This is a genomic window from Kitasatospora sp. NPDC053057 (assembly GCF_044546945.1).
Lineage (GTDB): Bacteria > Actinomycetota > Actinomycetes > Streptomycetales > Streptomycetaceae > Kitasatospora.
The window spans coordinates 1-16178 of the sequence record NZ_JBITZP010000058.1; the positions used below are offsets into that span (position 1 = coordinate 1).

The 16178-nt window shown below is 71.9% G+C and carries 18 protein-coding genes; 6 read left to right on the plus strand and 12 right to left on the minus strand.

Features of this window, described 5'->3' with window-relative positions:
- From ACIG5E_RS35725 to ACIG5E_RS35740, 4 genes are all read right to left on the minus strand, one after another.
- Positions 1–247: transposase (locus ACIG5E_RS35725; protein WP_396540825.1), on the minus strand; the 247-nt coding region annotated here is incomplete at its 3' end.
- 135 nt (positions 248–382) lie between these two features.
- The gene (locus ACIG5E_RS35730; protein ID WP_396540885.1) at positions 383–1345 is read right to left on the minus strand and encodes a YgfZ/GcvT domain-containing protein; all 963 of its coding nucleotides are present in this window, start codon (positions 1343–1345) and stop codon (positions 383–385) included.
- A 19-nt stretch (positions 1346–1364) separates the two neighbouring features.
- Positions 1365–1829, minus strand: coding sequence for a Fur family transcriptional regulator (locus ACIG5E_RS35735; protein WP_396540827.1), 465 nt, complete (start codon positions 1827–1829; stop codon positions 1365–1367).
- Between the two features lie 152 nt (positions 1830–1981).
- The gene (locus tag ACIG5E_RS35740; protein ID WP_396540829.1) at positions 1982–2566 is read right to left on the minus strand and encodes an FABP family protein; all 585 of its coding nucleotides are present in this window, start codon (positions 2564–2566) and stop codon (positions 1982–1984) included.
- A gap of 348 nt (positions 2567–2914) precedes the next feature.
- Between ACIG5E_RS35740 and ACIG5E_RS35745 the strand changes: the two genes are divergently transcribed.
- Positions 2915–3277: a DsrE family protein gene (locus ACIG5E_RS35745; protein ID WP_030288986.1), complete on the plus strand. Its 363-nt coding sequence runs from the start codon at positions 2915–2917 to the stop codon at positions 3275–3277.
- A 28-nt stretch (positions 3278–3305) separates the two neighbouring features.
- On the opposite strand, the gene ACIG5E_RS35750 is transcribed toward ACIG5E_RS35745, so the two are convergent.
- The 7 genes from ACIG5E_RS35750 to ACIG5E_RS35780 form a co-directional block, all read right to left on the minus strand.
- Positions 3306–3587 carry a DUF3099 domain-containing protein gene (locus ACIG5E_RS35750; protein ID WP_396540831.1) on the minus strand — a complete coding sequence of 94 codons (282 nt, stop codon included), beginning with the start codon at positions 3585–3587 and terminating at the stop codon, positions 3306–3308.
- A gap of 65 nt (positions 3588–3652) precedes the next feature.
- Entirely contained in the window at positions 3653–3943 is a 291-nt protein-coding gene (locus ACIG5E_RS35755; RefSeq protein WP_030288989.1) for a DUF1416 domain-containing protein, read from the minus strand.
- 40 nt (positions 3944–3983) lie between these two features.
- On the minus strand, positions 3984–4817 hold the full coding sequence (locus tag ACIG5E_RS35760; RefSeq protein ID WP_396540887.1) for a sulfurtransferase: 834 nt from the start codon (positions 4815–4817) through the stop codon (positions 3984–3986).
- 243 nt (positions 4818–5060) lie between these two features.
- A complete protein-coding gene (locus ACIG5E_RS35765) occupies positions 5061–5141 on the minus strand; it encodes an Ms5788A family Cys-rich leader peptide (protein WP_350517234.1) in 81 nt (26 codons plus the stop codon).
- A gap of 228 nt (positions 5142–5369) precedes the next feature.
- Complete coding sequence (locus ACIG5E_RS35770) at positions 5370–6092, minus strand: DUF2993 domain-containing protein (protein WP_396540833.1); 723 nt, start codon at positions 6090–6092, stop codon at positions 5370–5372.
- Between the two features lie 172 nt (positions 6093–6264).
- Positions 6265–7602 (minus strand): hypothetical protein, encoded by a 1338-nt coding sequence (locus tag ACIG5E_RS35775; protein WP_396540835.1) that lies wholly within the window; start codon positions 7600–7602, stop codon positions 6265–6267.
- 5 nt (positions 7603–7607) lie between these two features.
- Complete coding sequence (locus ACIG5E_RS35780) at positions 7608–7901, minus strand: MoaD/ThiS family protein (protein WP_396540837.1); 294 nt, start codon at positions 7899–7901, stop codon at positions 7608–7610.
- Positions 7902–8554: 653 nt separating this feature from the next.
- Here ACIG5E_RS35780 and ACIG5E_RS35785 point away from each other — a divergent pair.
- The 5 genes from ACIG5E_RS35785 (at position 8555) to ACIG5E_RS35805 (ending at position 14195) form a co-directional block, all read left to right on the plus strand.
- A complete protein-coding gene (locus ACIG5E_RS35785) occupies positions 8555–9286 on the plus strand; it encodes a response regulator transcription factor (RefSeq protein ID WP_396540839.1) in 732 nt (243 codons plus the stop codon).
- A gap of 117 nt (positions 9287–9403) precedes the next feature.
- Positions 9404–10489, plus strand: coding sequence for a LacI family DNA-binding transcriptional regulator (locus ACIG5E_RS35790; protein ID WP_396540841.1), 1086 nt, complete (start codon positions 9404–9406; stop codon positions 10487–10489).
- 115 nt (positions 10490–10604) lie between these two features.
- Positions 10605–11813 carry a S1C family serine protease gene (locus tag ACIG5E_RS35795; RefSeq protein WP_396540843.1) on the plus strand — a complete coding sequence of 403 codons (1209 nt, stop codon included), beginning with the start codon at positions 10605–10607 and terminating at the stop codon, positions 11811–11813.
- A 109-nt stretch (positions 11814–11922) separates the two neighbouring features.
- Complete coding sequence (locus tag ACIG5E_RS35800) at positions 11923–12693, plus strand: response regulator transcription factor (protein WP_396540845.1); 771 nt, start codon at positions 11923–11925, stop codon at positions 12691–12693.
- Positions 12690–14195, plus strand: a complete 1506-nt coding sequence (locus tag ACIG5E_RS35805) for a sensor histidine kinase (RefSeq protein ID WP_396540847.1) — start codon at positions 12690–12692, stop codon at positions 14193–14195. The genes ACIG5E_RS35800 and ACIG5E_RS35805 overlap by 4 nt, the downstream gene beginning before the upstream one ends.
- A gap of 66 nt (positions 14196–14261) precedes the next feature.
- Here the strand turns inward: ACIG5E_RS35805 and ACIG5E_RS35810 are convergent, their stop codons facing one another.
- The gene (locus tag ACIG5E_RS35810) at positions 14262–16061 is read right to left on the minus strand and encodes a bifunctional metallophosphatase/5'-nucleotidase (RefSeq protein ID WP_396540849.1); all 1800 of its coding nucleotides are present in this window, start codon (positions 16059–16061) and stop codon (positions 14262–14264) included.
- Between the last annotated feature and the right edge of the window lie 117 nt (positions 16062–16178).

A 16178-nucleotide genomic window follows, 5' to 3' on the forward strand; every position in this document is an offset into this window, starting at 1 on the left:
TGGTGCCGTCGCGTTCCCACTCCTTGAAGTATCCGTAGACGGTGGTGTGGGGCGGGAGGTCGTGCGGCAGGTACCGCCAGGCGATCCCGGTCCGCGCGACGTAGAGGATCGCGTTCACCACCTCGCGCAGGTCGGTCGTGGGCTCACGCCCTTCGGCGCGAACGCGTCGCCACTCCAGCAGCATGGGCTCGATGAGCTCCCACTGATCGTCTTTCAGGTCCGAGGGATACCGGCGTCGTTCCGTCACAGTTGATCAATATCGCGGACACGGACCCGGCTGCCAGGAGATCCTGGAACCGAGTCCGTGCCGCGCGAACCAAAGCCGGACAGTTGGGGGGAATCCCCTATCGAACGCCCTCTGAGGGCCTGAGGCCCGTGGCCGCTACTGCGGGACGATCACGTCCTGGGTGCCCGGCACCGTCCCGGCCAGCAGCACCGCGTCCACCGGGACGTTCCGCTTGACGATCGCCAGCGCGATCGGCCCCAGCTCGTGGTGCCGGGCCGAGGAGGTCACGAAGCCCAGCGACCGCCCGTCCGGGTCGGAGGCCAGCCGCACCTCGGTGCCGTGCGGGGGCAGCGTCTCCTCGGTGCCGTCCAGGTGGAGGAAGACCAGCCGGCGCGGCGGGCGGCCCAGGTTGTGCACCCGGGCGACGGTCTCCTGGCCGCGGTAGCAGCCCTTCTGCAGGTGGACGGCGGTGCTCAGCCAGTCCACCTCGTGCGGGATGGTCCGGTGGTCGGTCTCGAAGCCGAGCCGGGGCCGGTGGCCCTCGATCCGCAGCGCCTCGTACGCCCAGACCCCGGCCGCCGGGCCGAACCCGGCGGTCAGCTCCACCAGTTCGGCGCGCGGCACGAACAGGTCGCGCCCGTACGGGAGTTCGCGAACGGCGGCGGCGCGCTCGACCGAGCCGGTGGAGCCGGCCGGCAGGTGGACCACGGCGTAGTCGGCGGTCGCGTCGGCGACCTCCACCTGGTAGAAGAACTTCATGCTCTCCAGGTAGGCCACCAGCGCGTCCTGGGTGCCCGGCTCGACGTGGGCCCAGGTGGTGGTGCCGTCGTCGACCAGGTAGAGCGCGTGCTCGACGTGCCCGTTCGGGGAGAGCACCAGCGCCTCGGTGGCGTGCTGCGGCTCCAGCTGGCTCACGTGCTGGGTGAGCAGCAGGTGCAGCCAGGACAGGCGGTCCGCGCCGGTGACGGTGACCACGCCGCGGTGCGAGAGGTCGACGAAGCCGGTGCCCTGCGACAGGTTCCGTTGCTCGCGGAAGATGTCGCCGTAGTGGGCGGCGACGCCCTCGTCGGCCCCCTCGGCGGGGACGGCTCCGGGCAGGGCAAGCAGCGGACTCTTCACACCGGTCATACCGGCCAGCTTACGACCGGCCGTCCGCCTGCTTCGCGGTGCAGTCGGCGCAGCGGCCGAAGATGGCGAAGTGCTTGAGGTCGGTGTCGAAGCCCTGTTCCTCACGCAGCCGGTCGATCAGCGGCTGGGCGATCTCGGTGCCGGTCTCGGTGACCTTCTCGCAGTCCCGGCAGACCAGGTGCAGGTGGTGGTGGCGGCCGGCCAGGTGGTAGGTCGGGGCGCCGTGGCCGAGGTGGGCGTGCGAGACCAGGCCCAGCTCCTCCAGCAGCTCCAGGGTCCGGTAGACGGTGGAGATGTTGACGCCGCTGGCGGTCTTGCGGACGTGGCAGAGGATGTCGTCGGGGGTGGCGTGGTCGAGGACGTCCACGGCCTCCAGCACGAGCTGCCGCTGCGGCGTGAGGCGGTAGCCGCGCTCGCGCAGGTCGGCCTTCCAGTCGCCGGAGAGCTGCCAGTCGGTGGTGCCGGTGTCCGCCACGGTTCTGTCCCTGCCAAGGTCGGGGGTCCTGAAGCAAGTGTAGGGACCGGCCGCGGGCCGGTCCCTACCTCGTGCACGGGCTGTGCGGGCGCCTACTCGGGCTGCGCCTGTTTGAGCTGTGCCTACTTGAGCTGTGCCTACTTGAGCTGTGCCTACTTGAAGAAGGCGATGCCGTCGTCCGGCAGGTCGTTGATGTCCTTGATCAGCTGGGCCGGGCTGAGCACCTTCTTCAGCTGCGCGGACATGTACGGGCGCAGCGACACGTTCGGGGCGGCCTTCTCGCCGACCCAGAGCAGCTCGCCGTTGACGAAGCCGTACAGCCGCTTGCCGCCGGAGTACTCCGGGGAGCCCTCGATCCGGGCCACCGCGTCGGTGGAGACGTCGACCTGCGGCTTGCCGTCGGCCAGCTCGCCGTACCAGATCTCGACCGTGCCGTCGTCACGGACGGAGGAGATCTCGATCCCGCGGGCGCCGGTGGTGCCGTCGTGGTTGCTGGTGATGCGCCAGAACGCGTGCTCGTTCTCCAGCGGACGGACCTTCTCGCCCTCCTCGTTCAGCACCCAGGTGCGGGAGCGGAACTCCAGGAAGGGGCGGCCGTCGTGCCGGATCACGATCTCCTGGCCGAAGTTGCACTTCTCCGTGCCCGGGAAGTCATAGACGCCCGCGCCCTCCCAGGTGCCGAGGAGGAAGGCGAGCGGGACGACGTCCTTGTGGAGGTCAGAGGGGATCTCGATCATGTTCCTGGTCGCTGTCGTGGTCGGTGCGGTCTGCCTCAACCGTACGGCAGGGTCAGCGCTGGCCCTGGTAGAGCTTCATCACCGAGAAGATGGCGAACCAGGTGATCAGCACGGCCATCAGGGCCAGCAGACCGTCGAAGAACATTTCCAGACCGGACACGGGGGGCTCCCAGGCGGCGACAGTTGTGGTGGATTTTGCGGGCTCACTCTATCCGTCGTGGTCCGGCCGGTCGCGGTGAGCCCCACCACGTCGGGTTTCGTGCCCCGCGCACGGGCGCCGCCCAAGGTTTGCCCAAGGGATTCCGGGATGACGGCGGGCGGGGGCGGCGGGACCTCTAAGGTGGCGCCATGTCGAAGAAGCTCGTCATCAAGGTCACCGCCGGGGCGGACGCGCCGGAGCGGTGCTCCCAGGCCTTCACGGTGGCGGCCGTGGCCGTCGCCAGCGGGATCGAGGTCTCGCTCTGGCTGACCGGGGAGTCCTCCTGGTTCGCCCTGCCGGGGAGGGCGGCGGAGTTCGAGCTGCCGCACGCCGCGCCGCTGCCGGACCTGCTGGAGTCGATCCTGGCGGCCGGCTCGGTGACGCTGTGCACCCAGTGCGCGGCCCGGCGCGGGATCGAGCAGAAGGACACCGTCGAGGGTGTCCGGATCGCGGGCGCGCAGGTCTTCGTCAGCGAGATCACGGCGGACGGCGTCCAGGCGCTCGTCTACTAGACCCGTCGGCTCCGTACGGGCCCTGCTCCTACCGGGGCTTGTCGCGCGGTTCGTGGTCGGGGTGGTCCCGGTCGTGCCCGGGATCGTCCCACTTCGGGTCGTCCCAGCGCGGGTCGTTCCACCAGTCGTCCTCCGGGTCCCGCTTGTTGGCGAACACCGCGGCGGCGGGCGGGATGACCATCGCGACCACGCACAGGCCCACCGCGGCCCCCACCGAGAAGAACCGCACCACGCCCCAGGCCAGGACGAACAGGCCCAAGCACACGCCCATCATGGCGTAGTAGTAGCGCCGCCGACGCCTCGTCTGCACGTCTTCCACGGTACGGCCGGGGGCCCCTGCGCGGCAGGGGCCCCCGGTGTGATCGTCCGTCCTGGTCAGACCGCGATCGCGACCTCGACGGCGGTGCCCTGGGAGGCCACCACCTGACGGTCCACGGTCTGGCCCGGGACGAGCGCCCGCAGGGTCCACTTGCCCGGGCGGGCGAAGAACCGGAACTGGCCGGTCGCCGAGGTGGGCACCTCGGCCGTGAACTCGTTGTTCTCGTCCAGCAGCCGGACGTAGCCGTTGACCGGCTCACCGTCGCGGGTCACCGAACCCTGGATGATCGTCTCGTTCGCCACGTCAACTCCTGCCAGGTCCGGGCCGCCGGCCTTCGCACCGCACATGTCTGGTTTTCCCTTCTGACTTACGGGTCGAGCCGGGGGCTCAGTTGCCGAGCTCGATCGGCACGCCGACCAGGCTGCCGTACTCGGTCCACGAACCGTCGTAGTTCTTGACGTTCTCCTGGCCGAGCAGCTCGTGCAGCACGAACCAGGTGAGCGCGGAGCGCTCGCCGATGCGGCAGTAGGCGATGGTGTCCTTCGCCAGGTCGATGCCCTCGGCCTCGTACAGCGCCTTGAGCTCCTCGTCGCTCTTGAAGGTGCCGTCGTCGTTGGCGTTCTTGGCCCACGGGATGTTGCGGGCGCTCGGCACGTGGCCGGGGCGCTGCGACTGCTCCTGCGGGAGGTGGGCCGGGGCGAGCAGCTTGCCGGAGAACTCGTCGGGCGAGCGGACGTCGACCAGGTTGAGGTTGCCGATGGCGGCGATCACGTCGTCGCGGAAGGCGCGGATCGAGGAGTCGACGGCCTGGGCGGTGTACTCGGTGGCCGGGCGGGTCGGGACCTCGGTGACCAGGTCGCGGGAGTCCAGCTCCCACTTCTTGCGGCCGCCGTCCAGCAGGCGGACGTCGCCGTGGCCGTACAGCTTGAAGTACCAGTAGGCGTAGGAGGCGAACCAGTTGTTGTTGCCGCCGTAGAGCACGACGGTGTCGTCGTTGGCGATGCCCTTGGCGCTGAGCAGCGCCTCGAAGCCGGCCTGGTCGATGAAGTCGCGGCGGACCGGGTCCTGGAGGTCCGACTTCCAGTCGATCCGGACGGCGTTGCGGATGTGGTTCTTGTCGTACGCGGAGGTGTCCTCGTCGACCTCGACGATGACGACCTTCGGGTCGTCCAGGCGGGCCTGGACCCAGTCGGCGTCGACCAGGACGTCGCTGCGGCTCATGGTGGTGTTCTCCATCCGAGGGCGGTAGGCGGAAGGTGCTGCTCAGCAGGTGCTGCAGGGTGCCCGAACGGGTGCGGTCCGAATTCCCGTCCGAAATCCTGTCCGAATGACGGGACGGAGGAGCGAGCCGGGGCGGCCGGGCGGGGAAGTGCGGGGTACGGCGGCGAGCATCGGCCCGAAGAGCCGGGCGAGGTCACCGGAGAGATCGGCGGCGGGCGTCAACTGCCCTGCCAGGATGCCGACTTAGCGCATTCGACACAGACAGGCGGCCACGCGGCACAGGTCGACCGCCCGCCGCTTCGTGAGATCCGTCTGTCGCTTCATGCCGACGATGCTAGGGACACCGACGGCCTGCTGTCATCAGCGTATCGAATGCTGGGATAGGAATGGTCGAATGCTGGGATTCGACCTCCACTCGTTCCGGCGGGTGCGGGCGGGACGCCCGGCGGGGGCACACAACGGGCGGAAACGACACCGCTCCGCGCGCCGCGCTGGACAGCGCGTCTCGCGGAGCGGAACGAAGGCGAAGCGGAGGCGGAACGGGGCCCGAGGTCAGCCCAGCAGCTTGACGCCCTTGCCCTCGAAGGACAGCTGGAGGCCCTCCGGCAGCGGCGTCACACCGTCCTTCGCGGCCAGGCTCAGACCGGCCGGCATCGAGTCCAGGGTGAAACTGGCCGGCTCGACCTTCCGGTTGGCGAGCCCGGCGAACATCTCGGCCAGCGAGCTCAGCTTGAGGCCGTCCACGGTGATGGTGTTGCCCTCGTTGTGCACGGTGGCCTCACCGACCGAGACCGGCCCCAGCGAGGCCTTGACCTTGCCCGGACCGCCGTACGACAGGCTCAGCCGGGAGTTGGCGCCGCCCGGCAGCGGGGCGCCGCCCATCAGCTGGGAGGCCGGGGGCAGCAGCTGGGCGAGGTCCTGGTAGGTGATCACACCGCTGCCGGACCCGCTGTCCATGGTGGCGCTGTTCAGGTTGTCGCTCACCTCGACGCCCGAGAGCTTGGCCTTGAACGAGTGCAGCGCCACCTGCTGGCCGTTGTTCCGGATGGTCAGGCCGTCCGAGGAGATCCGGACGTCGTCCAGCTTCTTCGAGACCACCTGGGTCAGGAACGGGAAGCCGTCGATCGTCACGTCCGGCCGCCGGCTCATCTGGCCGCTCTTCACCAGCTGGTCGGCGGCCTCGTCCTCGGCCACGCCGACCGCGATCCGGTCCGCGCCCACCAGCAGGCCGGCGAGCACCGCCAGGCCGATCGTCGCCTTCAGCCATCCGCGCATCGTGTCCCCCGTCGTCGCCGGTCGCCGTAGTCGTCCGCTGCGGTCCGTCGTCGTTCCGTCCCGGAGCCGTTCCGTCCGGGAGCCGTCCGGCCGCGGCTCCTTCCGCACGACCGTACGACGTCCCGCCCCGGAAGGTGGTTCCGGGGCGGGACGCGGTCGTGACGTACCCGGCTCAGCCGGCCAGCAGGTCGGTGGCCATCCAGATCAGCGGCGCGGCCACCGCCAGCGGCAGCGCCACGCCTGCCGTCATGTGCACGAAGCGGGACGGGAAGTCGTACGCCGCGACCCGGCGCCCGATCAGCGCACCCAGCCCGGCGAGCGCCCCCAGCGCCAGCGGCGCGCCCACCAGGAACCCCAGCAGCACCGCCGCGACCAGGCCCAGCACCGGGCCCAGCTGCTTCGGGCCGGGCAGCGGAGCCGCCGCCAGCAGGGTGGCCAGCGCCACCGCGCCCACCCCGGCCGGCACCCACTCGGCCAGCAGCAGCGTGGTGCACAGCGCCGTCACCACGGTGGCCGAGCCCAGCACGGTCAGCGCGTAGAACCGCTCCTTCGGGTCCGACGGGCGGAACGTCTGCAGCACCAGGACCAGCAGGAAGAACCCGCCCAGGGTGCCCACCACGGCCGCCGCGTCGCTGTTCGAGTCCACCAGCAGCACGGCCGCGTCCGCGGTGAGCCCGGCCAGCGCGGCGAGCAGGATGCCCTGGCGGGCCGGCCACATGCCGTTCAGCCGGAACCAGCCGGCCGCCGTCAGCAGCTGCAGCAGCGCGACCACCAGGGCCAGCGCCACCTGCCCCAGCGCGGCGCCACCGGCCAGCAGCGCGGCCACGCCCGCGGTGATCAGGGCGGGCTGCAGGCCCGGGTCGATGATCGGCGAACCGCTCCGGCCGCCCGGGGCGGCGGTCGGAGCGGCGAGCGGGGTCGGCTGCGCCGGGAGGGCCCCGTGCGGCGGGGCGGCGGGGGCATCCGGGCGCTTGAGCGTCATGGTCGGCGAGTCGAAGCCCAGTCCGGCGGCGGGCATCCTGGCGCCGGGGGGCATGCCGGCCACGGGCGGCATGCCAGCGGCGGGCGCGGTCTGCTGCGGGGCGGGCTGCGGCGCCGGGGCCGCGTGCCGCGCCCGCGAGGGCTGCTGCGGCTGCATCGGGGGCTGCTGTACCGGAGGCTGCCCGAGGTGCTGCGGCGGGGCGACCGGCATCGCACCGGAGACCCTCACCGGCGGCAGCAGCGTGGTGGCCGCCGCGTCGTCCAGCGGTGGGACGGGCGGGAGCAGCGTGGTAGCGGCCGCGTCGTCGAACGCGGGCACCGGCGGCAGCAGCGTGGTCGCGTCGGCGTCGTCGAACGCCGGGACGGGCGGCAGCAGCGTGGTCGCGTCGGCATCGTCCACCGGATAGCCGTACGGGTGCTGCGGCGCGTGCTGCGGGGGCTGCTGCGGATGCGGATAGGGCTGCTGGGGCTGCTGCGGCCAGTTGCCGCCGTAGCCTCCGCCGTGGTTCGGGTTGTTCATGTCCGTCACGCCGCTCAGCCTCCCGCGAACGGCGGGAGGACCTCGACCGTCCCGCCCTCGGTCAGGGCCACGGTCGCGTGGTCCCGGCCGCCCACCTGCGCGCCGTCGACCAGGTACGAGCAGTGCCCGAGCAACTGGACGAGCTTCGGCCGGTCGGCGTGCCGCTCCCTGGCCGCGGCCAGCGCCTCCGCCAGGGTCGCCGCCTCGTACGGCTCCTCGGCCAGCCCGGCCTCGGACTTCGCCGCCGCCCAGTAGCGGATCGTCCCGCGCACCCGGGCGCCGCTGGCGGGCTCGGTGGTCGCGCCCATCGGGCCACCCCTTCCGTTCGTCCTCGCCCGGCCCCGGTGACCCGGTCCGGCTCGCCACCGGGGCTCCTGCCCGACCACCCGAACGATGGACCCGGGCAGCGCCGCCGATGTGCGTCCCATGATGGCGTGTCCGCCGGTCCGAGCGGCAATCGCCCTGGCCCGACGGGCCGGAGCGGCGCTCGAAGCTGTGTCCAGGCTCACCCGGCGCGCGCCCGGATTGAGCGAACCGCCGGATTCGCGCACTCCCGGTGCGGAGGACGGTCGGCTATCCTCGTGCTCCAAGAGGGATCCGGGCAGAGTCGCCCCCGGGTCCTTTTGTGCTTTCAGGACGCCAGTACGGACGTTCGTGCGATTCGTCGGCCCACCCCCGGCGCGCCGCAGGAACCGCCCCGCCTCTCGCGGCACAAGGACGTGCCGCCCGGCGGGGTGTCGCCACCCGGCGCCGGGCCGCCACCCGGGACCGGACCAGACCGGAGGGTTCGCGGGATGAACAGGGCAGGAACGGTGCGCCAGGGATTGCGGGACCCCCGGTGCGCCGCGCGCTCCCCCGAGGCCGCCCGGGCGTCCTTCCCCCTCCCCTCAGCACCTGCGTCCTCCGGCTGCGGCGGCAGCCGGGACGCGACCGCGACGACCCGGAAAGGGGACCACCGGGTATGAGTTCTCTCCTCCTCCTGACCAACGCGCTGCAGCCGTCCGCCGAAGTACTGCCGGCCCTCGGCCTGCTGCTGCACAACGTCCGGGTGGCGCCCGCCGAGGGATCGGCCCTGGTGGACACCCCAAGTGCGGACGTCATCCTGGTCGACGGGCGGCGTGACCTGCCGCAGATCCGCAGCCTGTGCCAGCTGCTGCGCTCCACCGGCATCGGCTGCCCGCTGATCCTGGTGGTCACCGAGGGCGGCCTGGCCGCCGTGACCGCCGAGTGGGGCATCGACGACGTCCTGCTGGACACCGCCGGCCCGGCCGAGGTCGAGGCCCGGCTGCGGCTCGCGCTCGGCCGCCTCCAGGTCGCCGTCGACGACAGCCCGATGGAGATCCGCAACGGCGACCTCTCGGTCGACGAGGCCACCTACTCCGCGAAGCTCAAGGGCCGGGCGCTCGACCTCACCTTCAAGGAGTTCGAGCTGCTCAAGTACCTCGCCCAGCACCCCGGCCGGGTCTTCACCCGGGCCCAGCTGCTGCAGGAGGTCTGGGGCTACGACTACTTCGGCGGCACCCGGACGGTGGACGTCCACGTCCGGCGGCTGCGTGCCAAGCTCGGCGTCGAGAACGAGCAGCTGATCGGCACCGTGCGCAACGTCGGCTACCGCTTCGTCGTCCCGGAGAAGGCCGAGAAGAGCGAGCGCCCGGACCTCTCCCAGCGCCCCTCGGCCCCGCTGGAGGCCTGACCGGCGAGCCGGGCGGGCCGTCCCCCGCCCGGCTCGTCCGGTTTGCTCCCGGTGCGCCCCCCGAAGCGGCCCCAGGTCCCACTGCCGCCCCGGAGGCCACACGCGTAGACTCCCCCCGTGGCCAAGGTGACGCGCGACGATGTAGCCCGACTGGCTGGGACCTCGACCGCGGTCGTCAGCTACGTGATCAACAACGGGCCGCGCCCGGTCGCGCCCGCGACCCGGGAGAAGGTCCTCGCGGCGATCGAGCAGCTCGGCTACCGGCCGAACAGCGTCGCCCAGGCGATGGCCTCCCGGCGGACCAACCTGATCGGCATGGTCGTCCCCGACGCCCGCCAGCCCTTCTTCGCCGAGATGGCCCACGCCGTCGAACGGGCCGCGTCCGAGCGCGGCAAGCTCGTGCTGATCGGCAACTCCGACTACGTCGACGACCGCGAGGTCCACTACGTCCGCGCCTTCCTCGGCATGCGGGTCTCCGGCCTGATCCTGGTCAGCCAGGGCCCCTCGCAGCGCGCCGCCGAGGAGTTCGCCGCGATGGAGGGGGCGAAGGTGGTGCTGCTGCACCGCCGTCCCGAGGCGATCGACGACGTCGCGGTGGTCACCGACGACGTCGGCGGTGCCGAGGCCGTCGTCCGCCACCTGCTGGAGGTGCACGGGCACCCGTACGTGGCCTGCTTCGGCGGCCCGGTGGAGTCCCCCGCCCCCGGCGACCCGGTCATCGACCACGTCGAGGGCTGGCAGCGCGCCATGGACGCCCACGGTGTCCCCACCGCACCGCACCTGATCGACGCGCCCTTCCACCGCTACGGCGCGTACGACGTCGCACTCGACCTGCTGCGCAGGCCGGACCGGCCGCGGGCGATCTTCTGCTCCACCGACGACCAGGCCATCGGCGTGCTGCGGGCCGCCCGCGAGGTCGGCCTGCGCGTCCCCGAGGACCTCGCGGTGGCCGGCTTCGACGACGTGCCCGAGGCCGCGCTCGCCGACCCGCCGCTGACCACCGTCGCCTCCGACCGCGACGCGATGGCCCGGGCCGCCGTGGACCTGGTGCTGGACGACTCCCTGATGGTGCCCGGATCGGACACCGAGCGGGTCCGCAAGTTCCCGTCCCGCCTGGTCATCCGCCGTTCCTGCGGCTGCGACGGCGCCGCGCCCGGCCGAGCCCTGCCGGAACAGCCGGACGGAGCAGCCGGAGCGGAATGACCAATTCCGCTCCGCAGGCGGCCTGACCAGGCTTTATGAGAAGCCAACGCGCTTCTCGCGGCGTTCTGAGCCGCTTCTCATCCGGTCCTCATCCACCAGGCGGAGCTTGGTCGGCATGAGCGAACAGCAGCAGCACCCCGACGAGCAGTACGGCCCGTACGAGCAGCCCCGCATCATCGAGGGCACCGTGCTCGGCGGCGGCACCGGCGGCACCGACCCGCGCACCGGGTACGGCCGGCACACCGGGTACGACCAGCACACCGGGTACGGCCGGCGCGAGGACCACTCCGGCGGCAGCTTCGACGGGCCGCCCCCTCCCCCGCCCATGCCGCCCGAGCCGCCCACCCTGCTCGGACATCCGCTGGACCCCTCGGCGCCGGCCCCCGAGGGCCCCGGCGGCCACGGCAAGCGGGCCCGGCGCGGCCTGCTGCGCGGACGGCTCGCCCTGGTCACCGCCGTCGCCGCGATCGCCGCCGTCATCGGCGGGGTCACCGGTGGGGTCGTCGCCGCCGACCGGCAGTCCTCCGACACCCGCGTCGGCACCATCGCCAGCCCGGTCTCCGCCCGCACCGACGGCACCGCCAACGTGCCCGCCATCGCCTCCGCCGTCTCCCCCAGCGTCGTCCAGATCACCGTCAGGAGCGGCAACGGCACCGCCACCGGCACCGGCGTGGTCCTGAACGACAGCGGCCAGATCCTCACCAACTTCCACGTGATCGACACCGCGGCCGACGGCAGCGGCCGGATCACCGTCACCTTCAAGGACGGCTCCACCGCCCCCGCCACCGTCACCGGCACCGACAAGAAGCTCGACGTCGCCGTGATCACCGCGACCGGCGCCAAGAACCTCGCCCCCGCCGTCCTCGGCGACTCCTCCGCCATGGCCGTCGGCGACCCCGTCGTCGCCATCGGCAACCCCGACGGCCTCACCGGCACCGTCACCTCCGGCATCATCAGCGCCGAGAACCGCGACGTCACCGTTCAGCTCGACGAGGGCACCACCAGCGGCAACGGCGGCTTCGGCTTCCCCAACCTGCCCGGCCTGCGCGGCAGCATCCCGCAGCAGCAGAGCGGCGGCGGCACCACCACCTACAAGGCCTTCCAGACCGACGCCGCCCTCAACCCCGGCAACTCCGGCGGCCCGCTGATCAACGCCAACGGCCAGGTCATCGCCATCAACTCGGCCATGTACGCCCCGAACGGCGCCAACTCCACCGCCGGCGGCGGCAGCAGCACGGCCGGCAGCGTCGGCCTCGGCTTCGCCATCCCGATCAACGACATCAAGCAGGTCCTGCCGAAGCTCGAAGCCGGCCAGAGCCTGTGAGCCACAATCCCTGAGAGCCGGTAAGCGTCCGCGAGGCGGACAATTGCTCCCAGCAGGCCCTCCACTGCTCCCAGCAGGCCCTCCACCCGACGAGAAAGGGCACCAGCCCATGACCCCGTCCGCCGACGACCGCACCGCCGCCGAGGCCGGCCACCCCTCCGCCCGGCTCCTCGTGGTCGACGACGAACCCGCCCTCCGGGACGCCCTGGAGAGCAGCCTCGCCTTCGAGGGCTACGAGGTCACCACCGCCACCGACGGCTACGAGGCCCTGGAGTCCGTCGAACGCGACAAGCCCGACCTCGTCCTGCTGGACATCATGATGCCCCGGATGGACGGCCTCACCGCCGTCCGCCGGATGCGCTCCCGCGGCGACACCGTCCCCGTCCTGATGCTCACCGCCCGCGACGCCGTCGGCGACCGCGTCACCGGCCTCGACGTCGGCGCCGACGACTACCTCGCCAAGCCCTTCGAGCTCGACGAACTCCTCGCCCGCGTCCGCGCCCTGCTGCGCCGCAACGCCCTCGCCGCCGAGGCCGCCGCCCGCGCCGCCGCCGAGGACGACAGCGAGGTGCTCGCCTTCGGCGACCTGCGGATGAACACCGCCACCCGCGAGGTCACCCGTGGCGGCAAGCCGGTCGAACTCACCCGCACCGAGTTCATGCTGCTGGAGATGTTCCTCGCCCACCCCCGGCAGGTCCTCACCCGCGAGCAGATCCTCAAGGCGGTCTGGGGCTTCGACTTCGAGCCCTCCTCCAACTCCCTGGACGTGTACGTGATGTACCTGCGCCGCAAGACCGAGCAGGGCGGCATGCCGCGCCTCATCCAGACCGTACGCGGCGTGGGCTACGCCCTGCGCCCGGCCGCCGGCACCAGCGCGTGAGCAGTGTTCCGCCCCCGCCGCTGGCACCGCCGCGCGTGGTGCCCAGCCGCCACCAGCGCATCGTCCACTGGTACCGCTCCCGCTCCCTGCGCGGCCGCCTCACGTTCATGACCGCGGCGGCGGTGGCGGTGGCGATCGCACTGTCGGCGCTGGCGTGCTGGTTCATCGTGCACAAGCAGCTCTACGACCAGGTCCGGACGGATCTGGCGAGCACGCCGTTGCCTCGACCGCTCTTCGCCAGCAGCTGCCCTGCCACCCCGGAAGCCGCGCTGGAACAGGTACAGCACGAGGGCATCGTGCCGGATCCCGGCGGCTCGGCGCCGAGGGACACCCAGTTCGTGGCGGTCAATCCCGTAGCGGTCTGCCTTCCTAGAGATGCGACCAGGGCGATCGTGATATCGCCGGACGACGCCTCCGTAGCCCGGCTCAAAGGCGGACAATCCATCATTCGGAACGGCAGGTACACCAACGGCGATCCTGCGCTGGTCCGTGTCGCACCGGCCGTCCTACGCGGTCCCGGGCATGCACCGGTACCCGGACTGGTGATGGTGGCAACCCCCACCCAGCCCATCGAGGACTCCCTCCAGGGCCTCGCCATCCTCCTCGGCGCCGTCTCCCTCGGCGGCATCCTCCTCGCCGCGGCCGCCGGCCGCCTCGTCGCTCACTCCTCCCTCAAGCCCGTCGACCAACTCACCGACGCCGTCGAGCACATCGCCCGCACCGAGGAGGTCGGCACCACCATCCCGGTGCACGGCGACGACGAGATCGCCCGCCTGTCCACCTCCTTCAACTCGATGAGCACCGCCCTCGCCAACTCCCGCGAGCGCCAGACCCGGCTGATCGCCGACGCGGGCCACGAGCTGCGGACGCCCCTCACCTCGCTGCGCACCAACGTCGACCTGCTGATCCGCAGCGACGACACCGGCCGCCCGCTGCCCCCGGCGACCAGGACCAAGATGCTGGGCAACATGAAGGCGCAGATGCAGGAGCTCACCGTGCTGATCGGCGACCTCCTGCAGCTCTCCCGCCCCGACACCCCGAAGGCCGGCCCCAACCTCACCGTGGTCGCGCTGCACGAGATCGCCGGCCGGGCCGTCGAGCGCGCCAAACTCCGTGGCCCGGGGCTGGTCTTCGAGACGACCACCGAGCCCTGGTACACCCACGGCGACGCGGCCGGCCTGGAGCGGGCCGTGATCAACCTGCTGGACAACGCGGTCAAGTACAGCCCGCCCGGCGGCACCATCGAAGTGCGGCTCCAGCAGGGCGTGTTGACCGTCCGCGACCACGGCCCAGGCATCCCGCCGGACGAGCTGCAGTACGTCTTCGACCGGTTCTGGCGCTCCCCCTCCTCGCGCCAACTCCCGGGCTCCGGCCTCGGGTTGTCGATCGTCGCGCAGAGCGTCCGGGAGGCCGGCGGCGAGGTCACGCTCGGCCCGGCCGGCGACGGCGGCCCCGGTGCGCTGGCCACCGTACGACTTCCCGGCGGCCCCGCCCCCGAGTAGCCGCCGGGAAAGGGACGGGCGGGGCGCCCCGACAGCGCCCCGCCCCTCCTCACCTCCGGCTCACGGTCAGTCGATGTCGCTGCCCGGGCCGAGGACCTTGATCCGGTCCTGCGCCGGCGGCTTCAGCGGCGAGCCCGCCGTGCTGTGGGCCGCCAGGTAGGCCGTGAAGACGTCCAGGTCGGAGACGCCGACGAGCTTGTCGGTGCCCGCCGCGAAGGCCGGGAAGCCGTCGCCGCCGCCGGCCAGGAACTCGTTGGCCGCGACCCGGTACTTGGCGGCCGGGTCGACCGGCGCGCCGTTCAGCCGGATCGAGTCCAGCACCACCCGGTCCGCGCCGGTCCTGCGCATGTCCAGGGTGTAGTGCAGGTTCGAGGACACCTGGAGGACCTTCGGCGCCGCGTCGTTGAGGCCGCTCACCTGCTGCTGCAGCAGCTGGATCAGCTGGGCACCGGTCAGCGTCTTGACCTGCATCATGTTGGTGAACGGCTGGACGGTGAACGCCTCCCCGTAGGTCACCACGCCGTCGCCCTCACTGCCCGAGGCCTTGTACACCAGGTCGGAGCGCAGTCCCCCTGGGTTCATGAAGGCGACCTGCGCCCCGCCCTTGTCGGCCGGGGCGAGCCCCTCCAGCTGCGCGTCGGCGATCACGTCACCGAGCGGCTTCTCCAGGTCGCCGCTGCCGCGGCCGTTGATGTCCGCGGAGATGTAGCCGATCGGGCGGTTGGCGATCGGGGCGGCCAGCTTGGAGTAGTGGTCGATCAGCGCCGTCATGTCCGGGGCCTTCGCGACCGTGCGGCGCACCACGTGGTTCTCGGCCTTGACCGAGGGGCGGACGATCTCGCCGGTGGCCTTGTCCAGCTTCATGTCGATCTCGGTGAACAGCCGGCCGAAGGAGGCGGCGCTGGTGACCGAGCGCGGCACGCCGTTGGGGTCGGGGATGTCGCAGGCGTACGCGTTGTGGGTGTGGCCGGTGACGATGGCTCCGACGGCCGGGTCGATCTTCCTCGCGATGTCGACGATCGGGCCGGAGACGCCCTGGCCGGCCGGGCCGCAGTCGTAGTTGTAGACGCTGCTGGCCGGGTAGCCGCCCTCATGGATCAGCGCGACGATCGAGTTGACGCCCTTGGCCTTCAGCTCGGCGGCGTACTTGTTGATCGTGGTGACCTCGTTGGCGAACTTCAGGCCCTTGATGCCCTCGGCGGTCACGATGTTCGGCGTGCCCTCCAGGGTGACGCCGATGAAGCCGATCTTCACGCCCTGGGACTTGGTCACCCAGTACGGCGGAAGCAGGGTCTCGCCGGTCTTCTCGTCGGTGACGTTGGCCGACAGGTAGTTGAAGTTGGCGCCCTTGAAGGTGCGGCCGGGCTCGTAGCAGCCGTCGGTCGGGTGGCAGCCGCCCTCCTGCTTGCGCAGCAGCTCCGCGGCGCCCTGGTCGAACTCGTGGTTGCCGACCGAGGTGACGTCCAGGCCGAGCTTGTCCATCGCCTCGATGGTCGGCTCGTCGTGGAACAGCGCCGAGGTGAGGGGGCTGGCCCCGACGATGTCGCCGGCCGCGACGGTGATCGAGTCGTCGGCCGGGATCCGCGCCTCGCGCAGCTCGGTGGCAAGGTACTCGATGCCGCCGGCCGGGGTGGAGACGACCTGCCCGGTGGCCGGGTCGACCTCCTTGATCGTGCCGGAGGAGCCGGCCGGGGGCTCCAGGTTGCCGTGGAAGTCGTTGATCGCCAGCAGCTGGAGGTTGACGGTCTTGTGACGCTTGGCGTTGGCGTCGGCGGCCTGAGCGGCCGTCGGCACGACCACCGTGCCGAACAGACCTGCGGCGGTGACGACGGCGAACGCCGCCCGTCGGGATCTGACGGTGAGCATGAGAGGTCCCCTGCACCTTGGAGGACCACGCGGCGGCGGAGGACACCGGTGCGTGGGCGATGAGTTACGCAAGTTGCAGCCTAGGGTCAACGCGCGTAGCTGTCAGGACGTCGATCG